Annotated in this window: 26 protein-coding genes; 18 read left to right on the top strand and 8 right to left on the bottom strand. The window is 43.9% G+C overall.

Translation table 11 applies throughout. The features are described 5' to 3' along the window. Positions 1 to 5: 5 nt before the first annotated feature. The 11 genes from ABWW54_RS01870 (at position 6) to ABWW54_RS01820 (ending at position 8,602) form a co-directional block, all read left to right on the top strand. Positions 6 to 2,348: a TonB-dependent receptor gene (locus ABWW54_RS01870; protein ID WP_353409526.1), complete on the top strand. Its 2,343-nt coding sequence runs from the start codon at positions 6 to 8 to the stop codon at positions 2,346 to 2,348. 65 nt (positions 2,349 to 2,413) lie between these two features. Further along, on the top strand, positions 2,414 to 2,755 hold the full coding sequence (locus ABWW54_RS01865) for a hypothetical protein (protein ID WP_353409524.1): 342 nt from the start codon (positions 2,414 to 2,416) through the stop codon (positions 2,753 to 2,755). Between the two features lie 414 nt (positions 2,756 to 3,169). Then, the gene (locus ABWW54_RS01860) at positions 3,170 to 3,835 is read left to right on the top strand and encodes a class I SAM-dependent methyltransferase (RefSeq protein WP_353409522.1); all 666 of its coding nucleotides are present in this window, start codon (positions 3,170 to 3,172) and stop codon (positions 3,833 to 3,835) included. Positions 3,836 to 3,895: 60 nt separating this feature from the next. Further along, positions 3,896 to 4,144 carry a hypothetical protein gene (locus ABWW54_RS01855; RefSeq protein ID WP_353409520.1) on the top strand — a complete coding sequence of 83 codons (249 nt, stop codon included), beginning with the start codon at positions 3,896 to 3,898 and terminating at the stop codon, positions 4,142 to 4,144. 173 nt (positions 4,145 to 4,317) lie between these two features. Then, on the top strand, positions 4,318 to 4,533 hold the full coding sequence (locus ABWW54_RS01850) for a hypothetical protein (RefSeq protein ID WP_353409518.1): 216 nt from the start codon (positions 4,318 to 4,320) through the stop codon (positions 4,531 to 4,533). An 81-nt stretch (positions 4,534 to 4,614) separates the two neighbouring features. Next, positions 4,615 to 5,136: a thioredoxin family protein gene (locus ABWW54_RS01845; RefSeq protein ID WP_353409516.1), complete on the top strand. Its 522-nt coding sequence runs from the start codon at positions 4,615 to 4,617 to the stop codon at positions 5,134 to 5,136. 412 nt (positions 5,137 to 5,548) lie between these two features. Next, a complete protein-coding gene (locus tag ABWW54_RS01840) occupies positions 5,549 to 5,929 on the top strand; it encodes a thiol-disulfide oxidoreductase DCC family protein (RefSeq protein ID WP_353409514.1) in 381 nt (126 codons plus the stop codon). 18 nt (positions 5,930 to 5,947) lie between these two features. After that, positions 5,948 to 6,454: a GNAT family N-acetyltransferase gene (locus ABWW54_RS01835; protein WP_353409512.1), complete on the top strand. Its 507-nt coding sequence runs from the start codon at positions 5,948 to 5,950 to the stop codon at positions 6,452 to 6,454. A gap of 94 nt (positions 6,455 to 6,548) precedes the next feature. After that, the gene (locus ABWW54_RS01830; RefSeq protein WP_353409510.1) at positions 6,549 to 6,848 is read left to right on the top strand and encodes a cyclic-phosphate processing receiver domain-containing protein; all 300 of its coding nucleotides are present in this window, start codon (positions 6,549 to 6,551) and stop codon (positions 6,846 to 6,848) included. Positions 6,849 to 6,925: 77 nt separating this feature from the next. Then, positions 6,926 to 7,426: a pyridoxamine 5'-phosphate oxidase family protein gene (locus ABWW54_RS01825; RefSeq protein ID WP_353409509.1), complete on the top strand. Its 501-nt coding sequence runs from the start codon at positions 6,926 to 6,928 to the stop codon at positions 7,424 to 7,426. Between the two features lie 267 nt (positions 7,427 to 7,693). Next, positions 7,694 to 8,602 (top strand): TolB-like translocation protein, encoded by a 909-nt coding sequence (locus tag ABWW54_RS01820; RefSeq protein ID WP_353409507.1) that lies wholly within the window; start codon positions 7,694 to 7,696, stop codon positions 8,600 to 8,602. A 162-nt stretch (positions 8,603 to 8,764) separates the two neighbouring features. Here ABWW54_RS01820 and ABWW54_RS01815 read toward each other — a convergent pair whose 3' ends face one another. Both ABWW54_RS01815 and ABWW54_RS01810 read right to left on the bottom strand, forming a co-directional pair. Further along, the gene (locus ABWW54_RS01815; protein WP_353409505.1) at positions 8,765 to 9,826 is read right to left on the bottom strand and encodes a serine hydrolase domain-containing protein; all 1,062 of its coding nucleotides are present in this window, start codon (positions 9,824 to 9,826) and stop codon (positions 8,765 to 8,767) included. Positions 9,827 to 9,900: 74 nt separating this feature from the next. Next, a complete protein-coding gene (locus tag ABWW54_RS01810; protein ID WP_353409503.1) occupies positions 9,901 to 11,028 on the bottom strand; it encodes a helix-turn-helix domain-containing protein in 1,128 nt (375 codons plus the stop codon). 141 nt (positions 11,029 to 11,169) lie between these two features. Between ABWW54_RS01810 and ABWW54_RS01805 the strand changes: the two genes are divergently transcribed. The 4 genes from ABWW54_RS01805 to ABWW54_RS01790 all read left to right on the top strand — a co-directional run bounded on the left by ABWW54_RS01805 (position 11,170) and on the right by ABWW54_RS01790 (position 14,040). Beyond that, positions 11,170 to 12,723 (top strand): serine hydrolase domain-containing protein, encoded by a 1,554-nt coding sequence (locus ABWW54_RS01805; RefSeq protein WP_353409501.1) that lies wholly within the window; start codon positions 11,170 to 11,172, stop codon positions 12,721 to 12,723. A 67-nt stretch (positions 12,724 to 12,790) separates the two neighbouring features. Next, entirely contained in the window at positions 12,791 to 13,162 is a 372-nt protein-coding gene (locus ABWW54_RS01800) for a DUF6249 domain-containing protein (RefSeq protein WP_353409499.1), read from the top strand. A 56-nt stretch (positions 13,163 to 13,218) separates the two neighbouring features. Next, entirely contained in the window at positions 13,219 to 13,698 is a 480-nt protein-coding gene (locus tag ABWW54_RS01795) for an RNA polymerase sigma factor (protein WP_353409498.1), read from the top strand. A 15-nt stretch (positions 13,699 to 13,713) separates the two neighbouring features. Next, positions 13,714 to 14,040 (top strand): hypothetical protein, encoded by a 327-nt coding sequence (locus ABWW54_RS01790; RefSeq protein ID WP_353409497.1) that lies wholly within the window; start codon positions 13,714 to 13,716, stop codon positions 14,038 to 14,040. A gap of 32 nt (positions 14,041 to 14,072) precedes the next feature. On the opposite strand, the gene ABWW54_RS01785 is transcribed toward ABWW54_RS01790, so the two are convergent. The 4 genes from ABWW54_RS01785 to ABWW54_RS01770 are packed head-to-tail and all read right to left on the bottom strand — an operon-like array spanning position 14,073 to position 18,321. Then, positions 14,073 to 14,567, bottom strand: a complete 495-nt coding sequence (locus tag ABWW54_RS01785) for an arsinothricin resistance N-acetyltransferase ArsN1 family B (RefSeq protein ID WP_353409495.1) — start codon at positions 14,565 to 14,567, stop codon at positions 14,073 to 14,075. A 20-nt stretch (positions 14,568 to 14,587) separates the two neighbouring features. Further along, positions 14,588 to 14,746, bottom strand: a complete 159-nt coding sequence (locus tag ABWW54_RS01780) for a hypothetical protein (RefSeq protein WP_353409493.1) — start codon at positions 14,744 to 14,746, stop codon at positions 14,588 to 14,590. Positions 14,747 to 14,761: 15 nt separating this feature from the next. Further along, entirely contained in the window at positions 14,762 to 15,874 is a 1,113-nt protein-coding gene (locus tag ABWW54_RS01775; RefSeq protein WP_353409491.1) for a S41 family peptidase, read from the bottom strand. A 56-nt stretch (positions 15,875 to 15,930) separates the two neighbouring features. Next, entirely contained in the window at positions 15,931 to 18,321 is a 2,391-nt protein-coding gene (locus ABWW54_RS01770; RefSeq protein ID WP_353409489.1) for a DNA polymerase II, read from the bottom strand. A gap of 96 nt (positions 18,322 to 18,417) precedes the next feature. Here ABWW54_RS01770 and ABWW54_RS01765 point away from each other — a divergent pair, with 96 nt between their 5' ends. Both ABWW54_RS01765 and ABWW54_RS01760 read left to right on the top strand, forming a co-directional pair. Next, positions 18,418 to 19,185, top strand: a complete 768-nt coding sequence (locus tag ABWW54_RS01765; RefSeq protein ID WP_353409487.1) for an alpha/beta hydrolase — start codon at positions 18,418 to 18,420, stop codon at positions 19,183 to 19,185. A gap of 279 nt (positions 19,186 to 19,464) precedes the next feature. Then, on the top strand, positions 19,465 to 19,836 hold the full coding sequence (locus tag ABWW54_RS01760; RefSeq protein WP_353409485.1) for a VOC family protein: 372 nt from the start codon (positions 19,465 to 19,467) through the stop codon (positions 19,834 to 19,836). Positions 19,837 to 19,848: 12 nt separating this feature from the next. Here the strand turns inward: ABWW54_RS01760 and ABWW54_RS01755 are convergent, their stop codons facing one another. After that, entirely contained in the window at positions 19,849 to 20,820 is a 972-nt protein-coding gene (locus ABWW54_RS01755) for an aldose epimerase family protein (protein ID WP_353409483.1), read from the bottom strand. Positions 20,821 to 20,895: 75 nt separating this feature from the next. On the opposite strand from ABWW54_RS01755, the gene ABWW54_RS01750 reads away from it, so the two are divergent. Next, positions 20,896 to 21,504, top strand: a complete 609-nt coding sequence (locus ABWW54_RS01750) for a rhomboid family intramembrane serine protease (protein ID WP_353409481.1) — start codon at positions 20,896 to 20,898, stop codon at positions 21,502 to 21,504. Here ABWW54_RS01750 and ABWW54_RS01745 read toward each other — a convergent pair. Continuing rightward, a complete protein-coding gene (locus ABWW54_RS01745) occupies positions 21,501 to 22,532 on the bottom strand; it encodes a DUF3080 family protein (RefSeq protein ID WP_353409479.1) in 1,032 nt (343 codons plus the stop codon). The two genes, ABWW54_RS01750 and ABWW54_RS01745, sit on opposite strands and share 4 nt — an antisense overlap.

Raw genomic sequence — 22,532 nt, 5'->3', positions numbered from 1 at the left:
ATATAATGAATAAATCAAAGTTATTTCAGCGTAACGCGCTGTATCTCGCGATGACGACTGCGGCTGTGACGAGCTCGTTTTCAGTGGCTCAAGAAGCTGATCTTGATCGATTAGAATCCGCTCAAGCTGACTCTTTTCAACAGGTAGAAGCCGAAGAACTTTTCCTTGATGAGTTGATTGTGACGGCGCAAAAAAAATCAGAGAGTGTTCAAGATATTCCAATTGCCATTGCCGCTTTTTCAGACGATCAGTTAAACGCGTTAGGCGTGACTCAATCCGGAGAGCTCGGGCAATACGTTCCTGGCTTAGAGATCGGTAACTCCAGTGGCGAAGGCAGTCAATTGTTATTATTTTTACGTGGCGCAGGCCTCAATGATCTCAACACCAATAACGCTGGGCCTGTGGGATTGTATTCCGATGAGGTCTACGTGAGTTCACCTGCATTGAGTCCGTTTCAGTTGTTTGATGCTGAACGGGTGGAGGTTTTAAAAGGCCCTCAAGGCACAATTTACGGTCGTAATACGACGGGTGGCGCCGTTAAGTTTATTACCAAAAAGCCCACTCGAGAAACCCGTGCATCCGGGCGTTGGCGTTTTAGCAACCACGGTAAGTCTGTGATTGAAGCGGCCGTCTCCGGCGCTATGTCTGAAACGGTGAGCGCTCGATTGGCCGTTTCTAAATCCGATTCGGATGGCTATGGGAAAAACCTGCTTGATGGCTCTACCGTCAACGGCAGCGACAATACCGCCTACCGCGCACTGGTAGCGATTGAGCCTAACGAAAAAACAAGGATCTTAGTCAATTTGCATGGCGCAAAGGTAGATTCACCGAACAGTAGTTTTAGCCCACTAGGTACGTTGGACCCAGTTACAGGCGAAACATGCAGTGATCGACGAATTTCCAACAATGAATGCGTGGATCGACTCGGTTACCGATCTCCAGACAATGAGTTGGACGGTAACTACAATGGCATTGGTCGAATCAACCTCGATTCGGTCGGTGGTTACCTTCAAGTGGACTATGATGTTACTGATGACACCACATTTACCTCTGTCACATCGTATGACGACCTAGAGCGTGCCCTGCCTGAAGAGGCGGACGGCGGTCCCGGTAGTTTACTTCAAACGGAATATGGGGTTGATTCTCAAACCTTCAGTCAAGAATTTAGACTTGCTGGCGCAACGGATAGGGTTGATTGGCTTGCTGGGATTTTTTACCTTAATGAAGACCTAGTTCAAGACCAAACCATCGATCTTTTTCGATCGTTTAGAACTCTCACAGGTGGGCTGGCGGACTTGGACGGCAGCGCGGCCGGCGCGCCGATTTTGTTTGCTCGTTCAGTAAACGAACAGAACCTAGAAACAACGGCAGCGTACGCACAAGCAAACTATCGAGTAAATGATCTTTGGTCTTTTACAGTGGGTGGCCGTTACACCGATGAAACGCGAACGTTTAATGCCAATGCCGTTTTAGAGGAACCTGAAACGTTTGGGCCAGCTCCGGTTGAGGTTTATAACTTCCCTGGTCTAGAAACCAGTGCTAGCAAATTTTCGTACCGACTTGGTGCAGAATTCAGACCCAACTACACGACCCTATTTTACGGATCCATTGCCAGCGGATTTAAAAGTGGAGGCTTTAATGGCGGCTTTCTAAACCTTGATCCTGAAATAGCTCGATTGCAGCTTGAAGCGTTTGATCCTGAGTTTGTGACTGCCTATGAACTGGGTGTCAAAGCGGACTTTTTCAATTCTAAGATGAGATTGAATGCGTCTGTGTTTTTAAACGACTTCAAAGACCTGCAAGTCTTCACGTTGATCAACAACGGTACACTGCCAGTACTCGTCCTTGATAACGCCAGTAACGCGCAATCTAGTGGTATCGAATTGGATTTTTCAGCGATTTTAATGCCGGGTCTAAGTGCTAACTTGAACGCGTCATTTATCAGTAGTGAACTGGAAAACTTTGTCGTTGAAAGTACCGGCCAAGATTTCTCTGGTAACCGCTTAGCGCAGACGCCAGAAACATCAATCAGTGGCTATTTAAACTATGAATATGATCTAGCCAACGGCGGTTATCTGACAGCGCAAGGTGGCTTTGCGTATAAGGACGATTTGTTTTTCTCCACTGAGAATAACCCATTGGTTGGCCAATCAGCCTACACAATAGTCAGCAGCCGGATTGCCTACACTAATCCATCAGAGCGATGGACTATCGCACTTTTTGTTAACAACCTAACCGATGAACGTTATCTGACTAACGTATCTGATATTAGAGATATTACCGCGTCATACGTGCGTACTTTTGGCACACCACGTACGTACGGGTTGGAATTGTCTGTCGACTTCTAGTCGTGAATTGAACGTCTACATTTGCATTGTGTAGACATCAGTTTGACTTAACTATGGAGAAAACGATGAATATGAAAATTACAGTGATGGCCACCATGCTTGGCTTGATTATAACGTCTGCCTTCGCTAACGCGGCCGAGGTGCGGTCTTTGTCACGCGAAGTGAAAAGTGCGTTTGATGGAGACGTGGTTTGGACGGTGTACATTGAGTGCGCAGGCGTCACCGAAGAACGGGCAATTGAGCGAGCGCAAGATAGTCGCAAATGGTGTGCCGAAGACTTACCGACCATGTGCTCACGGCAAAAAGTAAAGGTCGCGAAGAAAGTGTGTGGCACTCATTACGAACGTTTGGTTAGTGAATACAGAGTAGAGAAAGCCAAAGCCGAGGCAATGGCCGGCGGAAAATAGTGGTTGTCTATGACCCGTTTAGCCAGTAGCGGTATGAGTGCAGCAACGTAATAGGTTGGTTAATATAACTAGCGTGAGAGAAAACAAAGAGGCCCTTCGTGATGTTCACTAAGGGTCTTTTTTAGTCTAAGCTTCCTGTGTGGACATGCTAATTGTGCCGTGTTAAAACTTGAGTAAAAATGGAAGTGTGAATTAGAAGGCTCTTGATGCCGTTTGAATTTGCTACCCTTTAGGCGGAGATATAGAACTCAGGGTAAAATGGCATGCAATAGCGGAGTCAGTGCAAAACCTAACGTCCGATTGAAGATCAAAAGGGTTATCAAGTGTGCGTAGTGCAGTGTTGATGCACTAAAAAGTGTTACGACTCCCACTAATGTCTCGCCTCTAAATACTGCTTAGATAAAGGAAACACAGATGTCAGAACAAGAATTACGATCAATAGCCAGTCAGCTGTCTTGCCCTAGTGGCGAAGTTGGGCTTGAGGTTGGCAACAAAATGAATGAACTGAACGAATTTATCACACGCAAAACCATCGAAGCCCTTTCTGCACAAGAGACTGAATCAATCGTGGAAATTGGGCCCGGGAACGGTTGTCTTTCGTTGCCACTCATCGACGCCATAGGCGTTGATGGCCATTATTGTGGGATCGAGATGTCAGATGCAATGGCCGCTGAGCTTAACCGAACACTGTCGAATACAAAGTGCAACGTTGACGTGGTCTACGGTGATTGTTTGGAGGTTAACTTAGAGACAGAAAGTGTCGACGGTATTTTAGGCGTCAACGTTCTTTACTTTATTGAGGATTTGGGATTATTTTTCAGTCATATATCTGACTGGCTTAAGGTAGGCGGTAGGGCGGTGTTTGGCATTCGATCCGATACAGCGTTAAAGGGCATTCCGTTTACTCAATACGGATTTAACATTCGCACCACTGATGAAATAAAATCATTCATGAATGAAGCCGGCTTTGGCTTTGTTAAATCGTTTCGTTACGATGAAGGCATGAGCCCCTTTGGTGATACGATGATACCCGTTGATTCTGTGATTATTGTTGGTGAAAAGATTCAAACACATAAATAAGTAAACCTCAGTACGTGCTCGATAAAGAGATACTTTGAGCAATCAAGTTGATAATTAATTATGGAAAAACAGATTCAGGAACTTCTTAAGAACCAAAAAGAACAACTGGCTATTCAAAGAGAGTCTTTGGAAATTCAGAGGCAGCTCTTCGCAATGACCGAAGTTCAATTCAAAAGAGCTGAAGAGATTAATGATCGTGCAGCGGAAATTCAGGATAAAGCCCATAGTCTACAGAAAGGCGCAAAACTCATTCTATTAAGCCTTATTCCAATAGGCCTAATTGCCATTGGGATAATTCTCTGGGGATGATGACTTCCCGTACATCTTGTTAATAAACGTGTGGCGCGTAAACGACTCTGAGCCCATCAACTAGAATGATAATCAAGTGGCTAATTGCTTTTAATGATTAACCATCAACGGATCTATCTAATTATCTGGATTACTCAGTTTAGAAGAATACAAATGCAACGATATTAGTAGTTATGAATATAAATATTACGCAGCTCGGAGATTGGGTAAGCCTCGTTTTCTATGTCTTGGGAATTGTTTTCGGAGGCCTTGTAGTAAATTTGGTGGCTAAGCAAGATGGCATTCATGTTGCCCGAAAGACGGCCTTCGGCACTCTTTTGGCATTTGTTCCGCCTCTGTGTTTAATCTATGTATGGTTTTTGCTTAAATCAAAACAAGCAGAAAGTTGACGATGGAAGTAGATATGGTGGCCATGAATGGCCGGATAGTGTATTCGTTTATCGGATTCACGGGTGTAAGGAGAAGGTCGATTGAGCTGGCAAGATAGAGTTACTGAAAATTTGAATACCATTGAAGTGTTTATCCAAGATGCCTCACATGCGTATTTCCCCGTGAAGATCTTGGGCTGGCTTGTGTTGTTTTTCGCATTAATCGGAACGAATATCATTGCAATTTGTAAGTGGCCGATATCACGTTGGTTTAGAGCGTATGCTAAAACGGATTCGATTGATGGTATGCCACTTAACGTTTTCAATGAAATCGAACTGAACAATGTGTTGGCTCGAGAGCGATTGGTTTTGGTGGACTTTTGGGCTCAATGGTGCGGGCCGTGTTTACTAATGAATAGAGCAATAAATGATTTGGCACAGACTTATAAACAGCAAATTATTGTTGTTAAAGTTGATGTTTCACTTGATGCAACACTCAGTAAAAAGCAGGCGGTTAGGGGGCTTCCCACGGTGGTCTTATTCAAAAATGGGGTCGAAGTTACTAGGAAAAGCGGATCACTGACAAAGAAGCAATTATCTGAAATAATAGAAAAACACGGGTGAGAGGTAGAAAGGGAGTTGCGATTGTTTTATTCAGCATTGATTTCTATCCTAGTTTGGCGCAACAGAAAAAGTTAGTTAGGGTAGGGCGCTAGATGTCTGAGGTGCTGGGTTTTTAGTTGGTTGTTGTGATTGGTTTTGTGTCGCCGTTGGTGCATTGAAATAGAACATTGAACAGGTTTAAAAAGAAATCAAATTTCGACTCTAGGTTGTTAGGAGATTCAATTCGACAATAGGAATCATTAGGATCAGCGATATAGGCACCTTTGGTATAGATGTGTCTGTCGGTGCTCTTGTGTTATCCGCATGAGGTACTTTTACATGAAGGAACTGTCGGCAAAGATGCGTTGGAAATGCGTTTCTATCGGCTCTGGAATCACAGTTAATCGAATGCCTACTCGATTGCTGAGTGCTTATGCCTGAACAACACTTAATCGTCTTTGATGACGTGTGCAAATTTTGTAATGGCGCCGTAAATTTCATTATTAAAAGAGATCCTGATGCCCTTTTTGTTTTCACACCCACGCAATCTGATTTGGCACAAGCAAAATATCAAGAACATAAAATTGATAACATTGGTATAGACACCTTTTTACTCATTAAAAACAATGAATGCTATTTGTTTTCTAAGGCTGTATTGGAAATAGCCAAAGACGTAAACGGTTTATGGTACTTGTTTGGGATTTTTAAGATCATCCCGACGCCTATTCGTGACTACTTTTATACATTATTTGGCAGTCATGATGAATGCATGATTCCTTCTCAAGAGAATAGACATCGTTTCGTTGACCGCTAACTGTTAGGGGGAACTAAATTGAGGCTCATTATCCGCAAAGAAGAACACAATGACTTTCAAGCTATTCATGACGTTACAACCGCAGCGTTTCTTGAGGCGCCACACGCTGAACATACTGAACAATTGATAGTTAAGGCACTCCGAGACTCGCAGGCGCTGTCCATTTCTCTTGTTGCAGAAGATCGAGAGCAAATCATAGGGCACGTGGCGGTGTCTCCAGTTACTATTTCTGATGGCGCTAATGGGTGGTATGGGCTGGGACCGATCTCGGTTGCTCCTAGTAGGCAAGGCAAAGGGATAGGCTCTGAATTGATGAACGTGGCTTTAGAAGAATTGAAAAATATTAAAGCAAAAGGCTGCGTTTTGCTTGGAGACCCTAATTATTATCATCGCTTTGGCTTTAAGCCTCTGGATAACTTAGTGCTTCCCGGTGTGCCACTGGAGTATTTTCAAGCGCTTATTTTGCGAGGTGATTGCCCACAAGGGTCCGTCTCCTTCCATGAATCGTTTTTAGTGCGGGGTTGATAAGACTGTCGTTGTTGAATAACGTTGTTGAACAACGTTGTTGCAGCGAGCCAAAAACAGCCGACAAGATCGGCTCTATATTAGTTGAAGAATCATGAAAGTTTACCTAGATGATGAACGAGTAACTCCGGAAGGATGGCATCGAGTTTACTGGCCAGTTGAGGCGATTGAGCTTTTGAAAAGTGGGGTTGTTAGTGAGCTAAGTTTAGATCATGATCTAGGGGATGATGATCGAGGAACCGGCTATGATGTTGTGCTTTGGATTGAAGAAGCGGTCGTAGTTGATAACTTCCTCCCACCGAAAATGACAGTTCATTCCGCTAATTCTTCAGCAAGACTGAAGATGGAAGCAGGTATAAGATCAATTGAAGAAAGAGTTTTATCGAAAAACTAGTTCAAGAACGCAAGCGCTGGAAATGCACACACTACTCGGCACTTGCATAGGCGTTTCATATAAAAAACGAGTATTAAATGGATATAGAGACACATTGGAAGTTGGTAAAAGCGACGTTTGAAGAGGGCATGGCTTCATCAAAGCATTGCGCCATTGCGACAGTTGATGCTCAAGGGAACCCTCACATTACGCCGATAGGCTTTTTGTTTTTAGAAAGCCCGACTAAAGCATTTTATTTTGAAGAGTACACGCACTCTATTCCGTTAAATATCATGAGCAATAGAAACCTATGCTTGATGGTGGTGAATAGCGGCTTTATTTATTGGTTCAAATCACTTTTTAAGGGTCAGTTTGTTTCTCCACCTGGATTAAGGCTTTACGGCACAGCGGGAGAGTTGAGGAAAGCGACTTCGAATGAAAGAGATCAATACCTCAGTAAAATAAAATCATCCAAGCGCTTAAAGGGCAATAAGTTAATTTGGCAAGGGCTGGAAAATGTCAGAGAAATATCACTAACCTCATTTAAGCCAATAACGTACCCAAAAATGATGCGTGGTCTATGGCCAATTTCGCAATAAATTAGCAATCACCGCCTTCAGTGCGGGTGAGGTGAAAGCGTGCTCGTTTAATGATATTAGGACGCATGAAAGCAAAGCGGTCGGTGAATACCAATCGGCTCCTAACGACGGGTTTTCATTCTTAGTCAGGTGGTTCGTAGTCCGATGAACTGATTGCCGTCAGAATAAAGTCATCTAAAAGTCATTAGGACGTCAGGCATTTTGACTTTGCTTTTCTTAAAGTATCAACATGTTAGATAACACGTTGATATAAATGGAAAGTAAGCTATGAGTCGTGCTTGTATTACAGTTTTATTGGTTTCTTTAGTCATTACTTTGGTTGGTGCTGCCTACAGTAAGGAAACATCGCCGACCTTGGTGCGCCCGTACTTTGGTGAAAAGCCACCAGGGTCTATACCAACACTCTTTGACCCTAAGCTGGTGTCTCCGGAAGGTCGCTTTGAGGGAGGTGAATTCACACCCGACATGACGGAATTTTACTTCTCTCGGAAAAACGGCAGATACAAACAGCGTAAATTTTTTATTATTCGTCTTGAAGATGGCGTGTGGGGACAGGAAGCTGAAACCGAGATAAGATGGCCGAAATTTTCTAAAGATGGCACTTTGCTTTACGGTGGAAAAGAGTATCGAGAAAGAACCGAATCTGGATGGTCAGAGCCTAAGAGCCAAGGGGAGTTTTTAAAGGATCAGGCGCACGGCATCTCTCTTTCATCCAAAGGGACCTATTATTTCGCTATTTATAAAGAGGAAGACGAGGGACGCGGCAATCTGGGGTACTCACGCCTCATTGATGGGAGTTATGAAAGCCCAGTAAAAATGAGCATCAATATTAATCGAGGGAAGTGGATTGCTCACCCACACATTGCGCCTGATGAGTCGTACTTAATGTGGGATGTGGAGCGAGAAGACGGCCATGGTAAGTCAGATATTTACATCAGTTTTAGGGATAAAAGTGGTTCTTGGTTACCTGCACTAAATATGGGGTCGCTGATCAATACCGGACTTCAGGAAAGTTCGCCACGAGTCACGCACGATGGAAAATATTTGTTTTTTTCCCGAGGTCAATGGAATGTCAACACAGACGGAAGCCGTAATTGGGTAGGAAAAAGCTATTGGGTGAGTACTCAGGTGATTGAAAATCTCAGGCCGAAACACAAGACTGCGGCTAAACCTTGAATCAGACGAGCGAGCGCAGACCATGTTTCAACGAGATCGATCTCACTTGCTTCGTCTGTTCAGATGTGGAGCGATAGATAATCAATCATGACCTACTCCCTTAGAAGGCGTAACCATGCTTAGCAACTTATCCGTTGGGTCAATGCTTCGTGGGGAGTACAGTCAGGTAGTTGAGCGCAGATACTGTTGGTTTAGCACTATGTCACGAACCTTGAGTAAGTTGCTGTGTGCTCCGTTACTGGCGTTTCCTAAGACACTCAACCAGAGTAATTCACCCAGACGTCGGCCTGTATTGTTGCGCGAGACAATCACCAGGTCTTTGTCTTTGTCTATCATCATGAATTGGCCGCCCCAGCCGTCTGTCCAGACTGTATTCGTGTCCTTGTCTACCCACCACATGTAGCCGTAACCGGTATAGACACGATGGCGTATTGGCGTGTAAGAGGACGTTGACTTTTTGATCCACTCTGGGCTGACTAGTTCAGTGCCGTCATGCGATCGGCCGTCGCGTAAAAATAACTGGCCTATTTTAATTAGATCTCTGGCCGACATAAACATCGTGTACTGCTTATGTTCTGAGTGCTTTGTCGTTTGATAGTAAAAGTGGTCTTCGTTGAAATCCTCAAATTGAAGTTTTCTGGCAAGTTCGTACGTTCGATGTTGTGTGGGTAGCCCGACCTTTTCAAGTACCGAATCAAGCGCATTAAAGTCCCAATTGTTACTGAAATACACTTCTCCTGGGCGATGTTCACCACGGTTTGGTCGCTTGGTTATTTGGTCATCGTGCTCCCCCGCTGAGCTTATATAGATCCCTGATCGTGACATGAGTAAGTGTTCCACTGTGGCGGTTTTTTCAACGTCGGTTAAGGGGGTCACTGAATCATCGATTGATAATTCCTGTAGTGTTTGATCGAGCGATAACATCCCTTCTGCTTGGCTCATGCCGATAAAAATACTCATGATGCTTTTACGAATAGAATGAGTATTAATAGGTTTGCTCACGACACCTTCGGAAAACAGTATCTGATCTGAAGACGCCACCATAAGGGCATCGACGGTTCCATCGGCGGCCATCAGAGATCGTATCTTTTGTGTCGTTAGGTCGTCGTAACGAGAAAGATCATCTGGCTTTTTTGCTGTTGTATTTGAAACCAAAGGGTAAGAAAGTATCGTGACCGAGATTGTGACGACGGCGAGCAGACTGATAGAAATCTTCTTGTTCATGTTTGGTGCTTGGATTGAAGTTGTAAAGCACTTAGCATCAACGTTAGCTCAATTTAATCCCTCTCATTTACCATCTATCGACTCTCAAAACTCACTTTTTGGGTTTGGTGGAGCTTTTTGAACTCACTTGGAGATGACCCGGTTAACTCTTTGAAAGCCCGATAAAAGCTTGCTTCGGATTTAAACCCACATTCCAACGCCAATGATAATATTGAATAGTGCGCATTTTCTGCGTCTTGAAGTTTATCTTTGACCGCATTCACCCTGTGTTCGTTAACGTAGGCTCTGAAATTTTTGTTTGAAATGGCTTTGATAAGACTAGACGTTTTATTGGCAGAAAGCCCAAGTGTTCTAGAAACGGTGTTTAGATTTAGGTTAGGGTCTAAATAGGCACCTCGCTCAAAAAGAGATTTAAGAGAAGTCTTTTCTTCGTTTGTAAATGCGTCAACTTCTTGGGCGACATCCGAATCCAGTTTAAACCTAGGCAGGGCTGTAAACTGGTAGCCCAAAAAGCCAACCACATAAACCATAGCCACGTAGAACAGTTGAGCGGTTTTGTTAATCGGAGCGGCGTTTGTGCGTTCGAGAAAGTAGAGGCTCAAAAATTGAGAAAACACAGCAATCAGAGCCAATGATGCCATGAGTAAAAAGATTTGATATATCTTTAGTCGCTCATTCAGATGGTCTGGCACCCAGTCTTTAATCAGGTGAATATGGCTGAAAAGTTTCCAAACAATGATGCTACCCAATACGGTATTAAAAGGGCCGGTTATGTAGTCTTCGAACTGACGAATGTTCTGATATTCCCAATCAAGCGCCAAGGTATTTTTCGCGTTTAATGTTGGTTCGAATAAAGCTAATAGGTAGAACACAAGGGAATACGAGAAAAAAACGAACCACGGCAGAAACCAAGGCAATCCACGGCGAGATAGAGTTATTTCTTGGTTGATTACGCGCAGTGTAAAACACCAAAACAGAGGCAGTATTAATAGGTCTGACGCAAGAGGTACCGCAAAAAGGGCACCCGTTCTGTCTAACGTCGATTCAAATAGACTGAGTCTAAGAAGCGTTGCTGTGAGTGCAAAAATTGCCAACGCTAAATAGAAAAGCGCTGGCTTGGATTTTGACTTGGCGAGCAGCACAACCCCCATAATGGCTCCCTGCAAGACGCCCAACATCAGGAATGTGCCAAATATGCTCATGTTCATAGTTTACTAGCATAGGGGCGAATGTTGATAGTGCTAGTCCAGTATTCGAATTCTGCCGCGATGTCTAAAGTGACATTATCCGATTCAATCAGAATGAAATAAATACATCCAAATCGGCTAGTCGCAGCATCAAAGATGAAACCACACCAATTCGTTAAAGGCATTGTCATGAGATACAGAGTCATCATTATGTTGTTGCTATTGAGTTCAGCTGCACACGCAACAGAGAAAACAGGGCATGATTTATTCAACAAACTGGCTGAGTTAGACGCCGTTTTGTTCAATAAGATCTTTAATGATTGTCAATTGCATCTTATCGAGAATTTAGTGCATGGTGATTTTGAGTTTTATCATGACAAAAGTGGTGTGCAAACGCGCGCTGAATTTATGAACACGCTAAAAGAAAATATTTGCTCGTCACCCAACAGGAAGCCAATCAGAAAATTGGCTGCCGGCTCCATGAAGGTTTTCGAAATGCGTGATAACAACAACATTTATGGCGCCATTCAGTCTGGTGAGCATGATTTTTACATACGGGAAACCGGCAAGCCGCTGTATAAAACGGGTGAGGCTAAGTTTTCGCACCTTTGGGTTGTGGATGATGGCGTATGGAAGCTCAAAAGAGTTCTGAGTTTCGATCATCAAAACCCCGCCATAACGTACCCATCAGCTTCCTTAGAGCAGGAATTGGATGCAGGGTATCGCCCCCGTGTGTTTGGGAAGGAATCTGAAGTCAGAGCAATACTTAATCGTCTTAAGATTCCGTCTATGGCGGTAGGCGTTGTTGACGAAGGTGTGTTACAGCAAGTTCGTGTATTCAGCGTTGATGGTAAATCCCCCATAAACGGCTTATATAACGTTGCGTCGTTAACCAAGCCGATCGTTGCATTGGTGGTCTTGAAGTTGGTTAACGCGGGAAATTGGGATTTAGATGAATCTTTGGCTAAGTACCATATTGACGACGATTTACGCGGCCATTCTTTTCTGGGAAAACTGACATCTCGCCATGTATTGAGTCATCAATCAGGTTTCCCCAATTGGCGCCATCAGGCGAAAAATAACAAGCTCACGTTTAACTTTGAACCTGGCACTGAATATCACTATTCAGGCGAAGGGTTTGAGTACCTTCGTAGGGCCGTTGAAGCAAAACTGGGTAGGCCATTTGAAAAAATAGCCAAGGATGTATTGTTTATCCCACTGGGCATGAGTGATACGCATTTCTATTGGAGTGATCGTGTTGATCAAGACCGTTATCAATATGAACATAATGCGCAGGGTCTTAAGTTGACGTTGGATCAACATGAGACATTGAATGCGGCTGATAACCTGATAACGACTGCCAAAGACTACGGTGTATTTATGGCTCATTTGTTGAACGGTGCTGAACTAGACCATGATCTATATCAAGACATGTTCAACGCTCAGGTTGAGATCAAGCGTGACATCGGCTTTGGCTTAGGTTGGCAGCGTTTTGATGGATTAGATCCAGGAGCGCGTTCTGGTGAATATGCGCTACAACACACGGGAAGTGATCAAGGTACGAACGCGCTGGCCGTTATGTTACCAAACTCTAAAAGAGGTTTGGTGGTGCTATCAAATTCCGATAATGCCACTAAGCTGTGGACCAAAATAGTATCTGAGCATTTTGGGGTGATCGGAAATCAGTTAATGTCGGCAAACTTTCGTTAGGTCACGAGATCTTAGTTATCATTGTTGTATCGCCCTTAAATAATCATCACGATTCTACGAGAAATTTATGTTCCCCATCATTGATGCTTTTGTGCCGTTTGCCGTGTTTTTGTCTATAGTTGTAGTCATTGCTTTAATTCTTCGTCATCAATACCGTATAAAGAAGTTAAAGATGGAAGCTATTTTTATTGCGCTGAAACGGGCTGATAGCATAGACGTCGAGATTATAGAAGCCATTAAGCGGGATGATTCGACTCTCTCTAAGGACTTACGGCGTGGCATTGTTTTCATGGCCTTTGCGGTTGCAGTTGCAACGTTCAGTCGATTTTTAAGCCTTTTGCGCTCACCTGAACTCAGTGACGCTGTATTTGGTTTGGCTGTTTTTCCCGCCGCGATAGGGGCGGTTTACTTGATGTTTTATTTTCTTTCGAAGAAATAGTGACTCCAGTGGCCGTAGATTTCACCTCTCTCTCGCAAGAGAGACTTGTAATTCTTGTGCAAAACACGAGCGATGGGGATGCCTTTTCGCTCTTATTACGGCCACACCAGGCACCTTTGTTGGCGTTTTTGACACAACTGACAAACAACACCAGTTTAGCGGAAGATATACGCCAAGAGACTCTATTAAAAGCGTATATAAACATATCTAAGTATCAAGCCAAATCCAGCTTTAAGACTTGGTTGTTTGGTATTGGTTACAAAGAGTTTTTACAGGCCAATCGAAAAAGCATGAGATTCTCGCGATTGGTTTCGGCATTTGAGGGGTTCGTTCGTGACTCTCACCTCCCAGATATCGGAGGAGACCTGGATATTCAGAATGCGTTGAATAAACTCTCTCATACTGAAAGAGCCGCAATATTGCTGTCCGAGGTATGTGGGCTGACGCACGTGGAAGTAGCAACTACGATGAATGCGCCACTTGGGACAGCAAAGACGTACATAAAACGAGCAAAGGATAAATTGAACACTCATTAGTGGAGATTGCTTTATATGATAGAAAACACAGATTCAGATAATTGGTCACTGTCAAAATTAGCGCAAGAACATCGGGCTTTGGAGGAAAGTTTAAAGCCACAAAATGCTCAGTTTCAGGTGATGCCAGCAACGCTAAAACGACGGTTATTCTACCATCAGTACAAGAGAGCCATATGGTTGGCGCTTGTTTTGAGTGTTTGTGTTGTTTTGGTGTACCCAACGATAAAACCGCTACTTACTGCGGCTTTTCATGAAAATCATGTGTTGACCTCAACGTTGCTTGTCTCTTTTCTGGTGGCGATTTTTACGCTAATGATCGTCGAAAAGCTAGAGGATGAATAAAGACAAATAGACGGTATTGCTGTTTAGGGCGCCTAGTACTTGTTTAAAGTTAGCTGCCAATACCCAACATCCACCCAGCTGCCGAACTTATTGCCTACTTCGTTAAATTGACCGACTTTTTCGAACCCAAGTTTTTCGTGTAAGGCGATACTGCTTGGATTTGGTAACGCAATACCGCCGATTGCAACATGCAGCTTCTCATCCTTTAGCTTGGTAAGCAGGCTGTTATAAAGGGCAGTTCCCAAGCCTTTCGATGTGGCTGATTGGTCTAAATATACAGTTGTTTCTACTGAGTGTTTATAGGCGCAACGTCCTTTCCATTTACTGGCGTAGGCATACCCCAGCACGTTTTTATTTTCTTCAGCTATCAGCCAAGGAAGCTTGTCTCTAATGGTTGAATCGATACGATTGGCCATCTCATCTTTTGCGATTGCGTGTTCTTCAAACGTAATAATGGTGTTAGCTATGTAGTAGTTGTAGATTTCGGCAATCGCTTCAGCGTCTTCTTTTGTAGCCGTACGTATCATGCTTGTATTCCCCCGGGGCGCTAGTGCTGGTTGGCTTTGGGATTATCGCCAATGAACTCATCGAAAAATTCATACGCTTTTGATAGCGCTGGGTCGTTGCCCAATCTATCTCGGTCGGCGGTTTTCAGTAATATTCGCGGTTCAAAATCTTCTCTGAATGACCCATTAACATGATACAAACGTTCAAAACCAAGTTATAGCCAGGCGTTGCTGTTTGTTAGTGTTACTGTTTTTATACCGCCCAATAAGTCCGCCATCGGTGCACCTATGATGGTCTTAGCGCCTAGGGCGTCCAGCCCAATTGTCATTCCTTCGCCCATACTGCCGGTCCAGTGACCGGCCAATACCAAAAACGGTTTGGCGTAATAAGGAGAAGAAGGCTCGACATAGGCTTTCTTCATTTCAGCATCTTGGTATCTTACGCCAGCGGCTTGTTGTTGATAGAGCTGATACGTTGTCTTTTTGTCGACAAAGTGGCCCATGATCGGTTCAGCCGTGCTGGTGTTACCGCCACTGGGCGTGTTGCGGAGGTCAATGATCAAGGCCGTTGTATCTGACATGGCTGATAATGCCTTTTTAAACTCAGCCGCAGTCTTGCTATTGCCAAGGGAATTATTGAACTTAATAAGCCCGATACCGTTGGATATTGAATAATAAAGAGTAGGGCCGTCCCTCATGTCATTGATCGACTTGTAACTTGGCGGCAAATCATACGTTTTGAGTTGATTCAACGTCTTGATTTCGATGGCTCTGTGTTGATTTCTTAATCCACCTAAAACGACATTGGCGCCATAGTTGACCTGATTAAGAGAGAGCTCGCTAACCTTGTTCCCGAATAGCATTTCAATGGCTTGCTCGATGGGTGTCCCATCGATGGACATAACTTCAGCACCGGGCTTGATTCCGGCATTATCTGCCGCTGCTTTGCTTTTGACGTCTTCGATGATGAATTTTCCATCAATATACACAACACGAATGTCTGAACCCGTTGGAAAAACACTAAAGTCACTTTCGTTATACGGGCCTAGATTTAAATGTGGGTCATAAAAATGCCTTAGCAGTTTTTGAGCTACGTCTAAAAACGCTTGTTTGGTTTTTGAGGATATGGCTTCATCTTGAAATTTTGAAAATAAAGCTTCTACGTCGACCCCTGGGCGGTCGATATAGGCGTATTGCTGAGTCAGTACATTCTTAAGTTCTTCAAAAGAGGCCTGTGCGCTGAAATGGGTATCTTTGCGAGTATCGGCAACGGATGCGGTGAGGAAAAAAACAAGAAATAGTGTGGATATTATTGTGAAATTTTTCATTAATTTAGGGAGTGCGCAAACAGTGTCGTGATTGGGGTGTGAGCAAGAGTGGGTGTTCAAAAAAGTTGTTGTTGGCTGCCGACCAGCGTATCAAAATCTAGGCCAATAAATGGTAATATTCCATCAGCTATTGGCTTTAATTGCTTCTCTACATAATGTTCGTAGTCAATGTTAGAGAGGTGATATTCGATGGGCTCTGGACCATTGGTTGTCATCAAGTATGAGATCCAGCCTTTGTTTTGGTACCTTAATGTCTTCCCAGTCGAGGCATTGTGTTCGTCGGCAATTCTTGCAGCTCTTACTTGAGGTGGCACGTTTTTGACGTAATGATCGAGCTTTCGCCGAAGTTGTTTCGAGTAAACGAGGTCGTTGTCGCGTTGTCCAGTCAGCGTTTCGATCACGGTACTTTTTACGTACTCGCTAGGGTCTTGATCATGAAAGACTAGGTCGAACAGCTTGCCTTGAAATGATCTGGCGAGTTCAGTCCAATCGGTTCTTACGTTTTCAAGACCTTTGAAAACGATGGTTTCATTTTTGCCTTGACTGTTTTGCTCGGCATGGACTATCAGGCCGGCGTACCGTTTCTTACTGCCTGCGTCTGAACCGCGAATGGTGGGCATTAAGAATCGGCTAAAGTGTGTTTCGAATTCTATCTCCAAGAGGCATTCAATTTGGTATTCCGTGGCTAATGTCTCTTGCCAACGCGCATTGGTCATTGTGGCAAGCTCTTGGCCAATACGTCGACACTCCTCTGGTTTAAGTTGTTCATTTAATGCCACAAACGTGGAATCTGTATCGCCATAGATTACGGTGTAACCAGCGTCTTCTATCCATCGACTTGTTGTCTGCATAATCTCATGCCCGCGCATCGTTATAGAACTCGCTAACCTTGTGTCGTAGAAACGGCAACCACCCGAACCCAATACGCCATAAAAGGAATTCATGATAATTTTTATGGCTTGAGAGCGTACGCTGTCACCCTCTTTTTTAGCGTGATCTCGTTGACGCCATAGGTCGGAGATGATTTTCGGTAAAAAGTGCTTTTCTCTGTCGAATTTCGCGCCGCGAAACCCAGGTAGACTGTTTGCTGGGTTAGTTAGACCTTCGATTAAGCCCATTGGATCTACCTTGAAAGTTCGAATGATTGATGGGTAAAGGCTCTTAAAATCCAGCACCAGTACATTTTTATACAACCCCGGTATCGATTCCATAACGTATCCTCCCGGGCTGGTCAGGCCACCGCTCGGCGGCAGGTTGGGAGCAATGTATCCACCCCGATGAAGTTGAGGTAAATAAAGATTCGTAAACGCCGCAACCGAACCGCCTGCACGGTCCAGCTCTAAGCCGGTCATTTGACTGCGCAAGACTAAATAGTCGATTATTTTTGTGTGGGAAAATATGTCCAATACTAAGACGCAATCTTCTAAGTTATACGCTGCTAGGGCAGGCTTATCATGATGAAAGTTGTGCACAATTTCAGAAATTCTATCGTCGACGTCACGCTCGACTTTTTTACCTCGATTTAACAGCGTTTGTGCAACCTGTTCTAAAGAAAAACTGGAGAAGCTCCATGTTGCAGACTTCAGAGCATCAATGCCGTCTATGGCTACGCGACCAGGAATGCTTACGTAGCCGCGTTGAGCGTCATTGTGCCGCGCCCGCCAGCTAGCGCTTGCCCCACCTCGGCCAATGGATAGCTGAAGGTTGTGTTTTCGTGCGCGCCCTATCAGGATTCGCAAATCGAAATTGATTAGATTCCATCCTGTGATCAGATCCGGGTCATAGTGTCTTATGCGATTACATAATGACAATATGAGTTCTCTTTCATTATTTACCCAGATAATATCGGTGTCGGCAGGCTCTGGTTTGCCGATCATTATTACTTGACGCACATCCGTATGATGAAGCTTGCCTGCAAGACCAACTGAAAACAGCTCACCGTCAAGCGCACATTCGATATCCAATGATAGAGATGTTAGAGAAGGGGTGTAAGCAGCGCTCTTTACTCTAGTCTGATGATATTCGGTGTGGGAGTCATATCGATTTGTGTTGCCCTCAAACGCTAGACCACCTCTGACGAATCGCTCTATTAGATATCGGTCGTGAGGTCTAAAGTCTGATTCAAACACCTCAATACTGTGGTGTTTCAACGTATCTAGTATTTGAAAAGTAGTCTTGATGGAGTCACAATAGACTCCAATAATTTGCTCACCAGAGAAGGTTTTTAGCTGAAGCTCCTTGAGTATGACCGCGGGGTGTAATGGGCTTAGTAGCTCTTTCGCCTTAGCGTATTGATTAATGGAAATGAAAAAAATAGATTGCTCAGATGAGATAACTAACTTTACAGGACCTGAGGGCGTTGCCACCCAGTACTCGATCTCAATTTTCCCGCTACGATCTCGACTAGAACGAGTTAATAAGAAGCCAAGTTGTAGAGTTTCACTCATTCTGGGGTAAGTTTTAAACCGTCGTTTCGGACAAAAGCACTTACTCAGTATAACGGTGAACGTTCTAAATTTAACCATTAATGCCCTGCTTTCCTTATGATACTAACCCGCACCTCCTACCCTTTGGCTTATGACCACGTCCTACCTGACGTGACCGGGATAGACGGTGATTCCCCATGCGTTGTCTTTTGTCCTGGATTCAATTCCACAAGGCAAGGCGCCAAGGCGTTGGCCATAGAGACTCATTGTAGGCAGAATAATATCGAATTTATTCGTTTTGACTATGGCGGGCACGGTGAGTCAGGCGGAGATTTTGCGAAAGGAAGTATTAGCGCTTGGTTAAATGACACGCTTGATGTGATCGAACGATTGCCCAAGAGTAGACAGGTTATGTTGGTTGGCAGCTCCATGGGAGGTTGGATCGCACTGCTTGCCGCGATAGCAAAGCCAAAGATAGTAGGCGGGTTATTGTTAATTGCGTGCGCTGCCGATATGACTCGTTACTACCCATCACGATTAAAGGGGCTGCCCACGCTGTCTGACGAGAGCGGAAGAAATTATTTTAGTGTGCCTAATGAGTATGGCGATCAATTACCTTACCGCGTATACCAGCACCTTATAGACGATGGGGGTGCGCACTATTTACTGGATCAACCGATTGATTTAACGATTCCAGTTCGCCTTATTCACGGAGTGGACGATGATGTGGTCGAATGGCAACGGTCAGAGAGAGTACTGGCGCAATTAACCTCTAAAGACGCAACACTTCAACTGATTAAGAATGGAGATCACCGTTTATCGAATCCGCGCCACATCGCGCACATACAAACTGCGTTGTCGGATTTAATCGATCTTGGAGAGTGAAGCCACAAGTTAACCGGAGGCTTCTGAGTGTCAGTTTTGGCAGCGTTGATCACCATAGTAGTCATTGGGATAGTTGCATTGTTTGGTATTAGAATGGTGTGATTGCGGGGCAGTAAGGTAGTTAATTATGGCGATTAAATAGGTCATGATTTTATCTTGTCCGTTATTGATCGTTTAATCTTTGTTTAAATTAGGACAAGTAAACATCAATTAAATTTGAACTTAATGTTCGAAAATGGCAATCATAAGACCTACTTTTTCAAATTAGGAGATAGTGTGATGTCTTTAGGAGCATTTTCATTGAGTTTGACCGTCAAGAATCTCGAAACGTCCATGGCGTTTTATGAACTACTTGGCTTCACAAAATTTGCGGGAGAACAAGATCAGAATTGGGTGATTATGAAATCCAATGACACATTAATTGGTTTGTTTGAGGGCATGTTTGATAAAAACATGCTTACTTTTAACCCTGGCTGGGATCAGAGTGCGGGCAACCTTGATGAGTATTCAGACATTCGAGCTATTCAACAGACTCTCAAGAAAGCGGGTGTTGAGCTGCTTAGTGAAGTCGACGGGAATACGCAAGGCCCAGCGAGTTTTATGTTGCAAGACCCTGATGGGAATCCGATTTTAATCGATCAGCATCGATAGGCATCATTAGCGTCACTTTTCTATCGAAAAGCCGAATGTGGTTATTTGCGTTCTGGGTTTGCCTGCTTGTAACAAAGGTGAGTAAAACGACTGTTGATTAATTGCATCCGGTGCGTACTGTGTTTCGACGCAAAATCCGCCAGATTGACTAAACGGTTTGCCTAGATGCGCTGAAGTATAAAATTGATAGCCTGGTGAGTTGCTGGTAACGCGCAATTGAACTTTGCTGGCGGTTGATCGCGCTTCCAGCATTAATTTCATACTCAAGTCATCGTTCTCTTGAACATTAAAGTGATGATCTACTGATCCACTAAGCGCGGTGTATTTACAGCTGGAATCAATTGAATAGGTAAGAGGTGATTCGATCGGCGTGGTAATACCCGTTGGAATGCCTGAATCATCCACATCCACAAAGTGGTCGCCGTAAAGAGTAAATACATGGTCGTTGATGGGGCGATTTTGTTCGCCAACACTTTGGCCGGAGAGGTTGAAATAGACGTGATTGGTCGTATTAACATACGTATCTTGATCACACACTATGTTGTACTCTACTGTGAGTTTATTGTGATCAATACGGTAGGTTATTTGAGTGGTTAGGGTGCCATGCATGCCGATATTGGCTAAATCGTAATCTAATTCAAACACAACCTGGGAGTCAGATTTCGCTACGATTGGCCAGTCTAAGAGATCGAATCCTCCGGACCCTGAATGTAAACAATTCGAACTTTCGTTGGATGGTAACGTGAATAGTTGATCATGAACTTTTAGCGTAGAGCGACTAATGCGGTTCGTAATTGGGCCAATGGACGCTCCCAGATAAAACTGATCTGTTTCGAACTGCGCTTTATCGGGGTAAGTTAATGCCAATTCTTTGTTATCGAACTGTATGTTTGTGATACGAGCTCCAAAAGAATGCAACGTTACCACCAAGGTTTCGGAGCCTTTTTTATGAGGCGAAGCTGATCGAATTTGAATGTTCTGCATAGCGCTGAGTATAAACCAATTTTATCCGGCTTTTTTTAAACGGCGAATATTGTCCGATAGACAGGTACTTAATAAATGATCGATGTAAATGCACTACTACAATCAATGACCAATAGGATTATCTTGGTCACTGTGGTTGTTTATGTATTAGTTGAGGCACTCTTCGCAGGTGCCCCAAATGTGTTTGAGATGTACAGCTGGCAAACGTCTTACTTTGAATATTGGCAGCTACTTTCTCATGTTTTTCTGCACGGAGGGTTTACTCATCTGCTGTTTAATATGATGGGGCTGTGGTTCTTTGGGCAAGTTCTGGAACGCGTGTGGGGCAAACAGCGTTTTTTGATCTTTTATTTGGCTTGTGGTGTTGGTGCAGCGGTTATTTCCCAAATAATTGATCAGTATTTACTGAATCAAGTTAGTGATCGAATGGTTGGCGCTTCTGGGGCCATTTACGGAATATTGGTTGCGTTTGCGATGTTGTTTCCAAATCAGAAGGTCATGTTGATTTTTTTGCCAGTACCGATTCCCGCAAAGGTGTTTGTCCCGATATTGTTGCTAATAGATTTGACTGGAGGCTTCACAGGTATTTCTATTTTCGGAAGTAATATTGCGCATTTCGCGCATATTGGAGGAGCAATAGTGGGGTTTTGCCTGTGCTTGATGTGGCTTAAGAAAGCCCGCTAATCGCTTTTCCCTGGGCGCAGTCCACATTGTTCAAACAGTCTTTGCAATTGTTTTGAGTGTGAAAAAGTTGCCGATAGCCCTCGACTAATATGGTCATTTCTATCGTTACTCCATTTCTGAAAGGCCGCCGTGGAGTAGGGCATCAACTGGCTTTCGAGCTCTAAGATTGACGGTAATAATTGTTCGTAGCGGCGCTTTAGTAACACGGCTTGGGCTTGCACTCGTTTAATGAAAAATTTAAGCACCACATTATTAAGGTATCGGGCTTGTTCATTCGGCCTAGGTGTAGGGCAAAGTTTGCGTTCTAAACGCTGTCTGATGGCTTGGTTGGCATGCTCTAGGTAATGGTGAAGTTCTGATAATTCAGACATTAATTGCCCGGCGTCCCCCAATCGCAAACGGCCTAAGGTACGCTCAATGTCATTGAATTCTTCAGTGGAATAATTAAAGCTTCCCGATAAAACGCGACTGGAAAATTCATTCAATCTACGCAAATCATTAGTGATCGTAGCGTTACTTACAAACTCTGGGTAAATGTCCTTATGGCTTTTTTGCGACCACAGTGCTTTATATTCAGATTGGGCTAACAGTGCATACCATAAAGTGTGGGGTATACGTTTCCTTTTTACGGCGAGGAAATTAGACAATTTTTTACGCAGCGTAGGATTATCAATCTTGTCTAAGCATTTGGGTCCATGGCTTAGAATTTCCAAGTCAAACTTTAAACGTTGTGAAGGGGAAGCTACTTTCCCGATTTGGCTGTTACGCTGGGCGATGATGACATGAAGTTTGCATTGCCTTAACCCTAGAAACTCTCGAATACTAATGAGGCTTTGTGTTTGCTCGGTCCGTAATTCTCTTTGTTGAGGAAAGGTTGGCATTGACCAGATGAGTGAAGGTCCGTCTACGGCCAACACATTGCTTAATCTTAGGCTATATGTTTTTGCAGGAGAAGCAGGGTCATTAAAACAAGCTGCGACAAAGCACAGGGAGAAAAGAGTTATGGCGGTCTTAAGGCGGAAACGCAA

Origin of the sequence: Arenicella sp. 4NH20-0111 (assembly GCF_040366405.1) — a bacterium.
Lineage (GTDB): Bacteria > Pseudomonadota > Gammaproteobacteria > Arenicellales > Arenicellaceae > Arenicella.
This window is presented reverse-complemented; position numbering and strand designations above follow the sequence as displayed.

Excerpts from the sequence above, each read along its gene's own strand:
- ABWW54_RS01810 (WP_353409503.1), bottom strand. The coding sequence starts at position 11,028 with ATGAGCATATTTGGCACATTCCTGATGTTGGGCGTCTTGCAGGGAGCC.
- ABWW54_RS01785 (WP_353409495.1), bottom strand. The coding sequence starts at position 14,567 with ATGATACGTACGGCTACAAAAGAAGACGCTGAAGCGATTGCCGAAATC.
- ABWW54_RS01790 (WP_353409497.1), top strand. The coding sequence starts at position 13,714 with ATGATAGAAAACACAGATTCAGATAATTGGTCACTGTCAAAATTAGCG.
- ABWW54_RS01820 (WP_353409507.1), top strand. The coding sequence starts at position 7,694 with ATGAGTCGTGCTTGTATTACAGTTTTATTGGTTTCTTTAGTCATTACT.
- ABWW54_RS01830 (WP_353409510.1), top strand. The coding sequence starts at position 6,549 with ATGAAAGTTTACCTAGATGATGAACGAGTAACTCCGGAAGGATGGCAT.
- ABWW54_RS01760 (WP_353409485.1), top strand. The coding sequence starts at position 19,465 with ATGTCTTTAGGAGCATTTTCATTGAGTTTGACCGTCAAGAATCTCGAA.
- ABWW54_RS01825 (WP_353409509.1), top strand. The coding sequence starts at position 6,926 with ATGGATATAGAGACACATTGGAAGTTGGTAAAAGCGACGTTTGAAGAG.
- ABWW54_RS01815 (WP_353409505.1), bottom strand. The coding sequence starts at position 9,826 with ATGAACAAGAAGATTTCTATCAGTCTGCTCGCCGTCGTCACAATCTCG.
- ABWW54_RS01850 (WP_353409518.1), top strand. The coding sequence starts at position 4,318 with ATGAATATAAATATTACGCAGCTCGGAGATTGGGTAAGCCTCGTTTTC.
- ABWW54_RS01855 (WP_353409520.1), top strand. The coding sequence starts at position 3,896 with ATGGAAAAACAGATTCAGGAACTTCTTAAGAACCAAAAAGAACAACTG.
- ABWW54_RS01870 (WP_353409526.1), top strand. The coding sequence starts at position 6 with ATGAATAAATCAAAGTTATTTCAGCGTAACGCGCTGTATCTCGCGATG.
- ABWW54_RS01805 (WP_353409501.1), top strand. The coding sequence starts at position 11,170 with ATGAAACCACACCAATTCGTTAAAGGCATTGTCATGAGATACAGAGTC.
- ABWW54_RS01765 (WP_353409487.1), top strand. The coding sequence starts at position 18,418 with ATGATACTAACCCGCACCTCCTACCCTTTGGCTTATGACCACGTCCTA.
- ABWW54_RS01770 (WP_353409489.1), bottom strand. The coding sequence starts at position 18,321 with ATGAGTGAAACTCTACAACTTGGCTTCTTATTAACTCGTTCTAGTCGA.
- ABWW54_RS01750 (WP_353409481.1), top strand. The coding sequence starts at position 20,896 with ATGATCGATGTAAATGCACTACTACAATCAATGACCAATAGGATTATC.
- ABWW54_RS01755 (WP_353409483.1), bottom strand. The coding sequence starts at position 20,820 with ATGCAGAACATTCAAATTCGATCAGCTTCGCCTCATAAAAAAGGCTCC.
- ABWW54_RS01860 (WP_353409522.1), top strand. The coding sequence starts at position 3,170 with ATGTCAGAACAAGAATTACGATCAATAGCCAGTCAGCTGTCTTGCCCT.
- ABWW54_RS01840 (WP_353409514.1), top strand. The coding sequence starts at position 5,549 with ATGCCTGAACAACACTTAATCGTCTTTGATGACGTGTGCAAATTTTGT.
- ABWW54_RS01800 (WP_353409499.1), top strand. The coding sequence starts at position 12,791 with ATGTTCCCCATCATTGATGCTTTTGTGCCGTTTGCCGTGTTTTTGTCT.
- ABWW54_RS01865 (WP_353409524.1), top strand. The coding sequence starts at position 2,414 with ATGAATATGAAAATTACAGTGATGGCCACCATGCTTGGCTTGATTATA.
- ABWW54_RS01775 (WP_353409491.1), bottom strand. The coding sequence starts at position 15,874 with ATGAAAAATTTCACAATAATATCCACACTATTTCTTGTTTTTTTCCTC.